The following is a 1,393-nucleotide window of genomic DNA, read 5'->3' as shown; positions in this document are numbered from 1 at the left end:
CGTTAGAAAGAAAATAATCAACTTGACCAACAACAAAATACTAAGCCGACAAACCCGCGTCCCTTACTCCGCCAACTGGCGATAACCGAAACCGTTGTGCAAAATTTAAATCAAGATTTGAAACACCTAAGAAAATGTATTCTGACCTTACTTTTTATTTCAACTTTAATCAGTTGTAATCAAAAACAAGATTCAATAATTTCCGAAGAAAAAATTGTTCCAAAGTTTTCTCAAAAGCAACAAGATTCGTTGATTGATATTTATCTTAAAAATGGTGCTTGGAAAAAAGATATGTATTCACAAGATTGGCAAAATGAAATTAATAAAGGACTAGAAGTTGATTCTACAATAGCTTATTTCTGGCAACAGAAAGCAATGCCACTTTTTAAACAAAGTAAATACGAATTAGGAATGCCTTTTATTGACAAGGCAGTTAAATACAATCCTAAAAAATGGCAAGATTACAGAGCATTTATAAAATGTATATTTTCGAAAGAATACAAGGAAGCAATAAAAGATTTCAAAAATTACCAAGAAAAATATGGATATGGATTTGTAATGGATCATTCATATAATTTCTATATTGGATTAAGCTATTTGCAACTGAACCAATTTGAAAAAGCAGAAAAGCTTTTTAAAGAAGATTATGAAAAAACTATAAAAGAAAATGGAAAAGGCTGGTTGCATCACTTAGATCTATTCTACTATGGAATTAGTAAATATGAGCTAAAGAAATATGAAGAAGCTTTAGAACTTTTCGACCAGGCATTAAAAATTTATCCTCAATTTTCAGATGTACAGTATTACAAAGCAAAAGTTCTGTATAAAATTGGTAAACCAGAGGAAGGAGAAAAATTATATGAAATAGCAAAAGAGAACGCAAATAAGGGATATTCAATCAACGAAGATAATGTCGTTTATGAGAGATATCCTTATCAAGTTAGGTGGCCTTAAACTTTGCACAACAGCGGTTCATCTCAAATTCCGGGTATAGTAGAAAAAGTGTAATTTTAGTAATCAAAAAAGAAAATTATTAAGCCGACAAATCCGCGGCCTTACTCCCGCAACTTGCGATAACCGCAAACCGTTAGCTACAAGCGGATTTAATGAAAATCGTATAAATAATTAAAAAATAACACGTGTAAACAAAATTCTTCTTTATATTTGTATTTATAACTTTCAATTGAAAAGTGATGAATACAAAACTCACATTAACGATAGAACAAGAAATAATAAAAAGGGCAAAAGAATACGCTAAAGAAAAAAATCGCAGTCTTTCAGACATCATTGAAAACTATTTAAAAGTCCTTACAAAAGAAGAACAAAAACAAAAGGATAAAAAACTTAATCCTGTAGTGAAATCTTTAAAAGGATCTTTCAAAATGCCTAAAAA

The 1,393-nt window shown here is 29.9% G+C and carries 2 protein-coding genes; both read left to right on the top strand.

Annotated features, from left to right (window positions below):
• The first annotated feature begins 117 nt into the window (after positions 1-117).
• On the top strand, positions 118-954 hold the full coding sequence (locus ACSHZO_RS15845) for a tetratricopeptide repeat protein (protein WP_298248426.1): 837 nt from the start codon (positions 118-120) through the stop codon (positions 952-954).
• 239 nt (positions 955-1,193) lie between these two features.
• A partial coding sequence (locus tag ACSHZO_RS15840) for a DUF6364 family protein (protein WP_298248425.1) occupies positions 1,194-1,393 on the top strand: 200 nt, incomplete at its 3' end.

Origin of the sequence: Christiangramia sp. 3-2217-3z (genome assembly GCF_051195275.1) — a bacterium.
Lineage (GTDB): Bacteria > Bacteroidota > Bacteroidia > Flavobacteriales > Flavobacteriaceae > Christiangramia > Christiangramia marina.
Note: the sequence above shows the minus strand (reverse complement) of the source record. Positions and strands in the feature narration are given on the sequence as shown.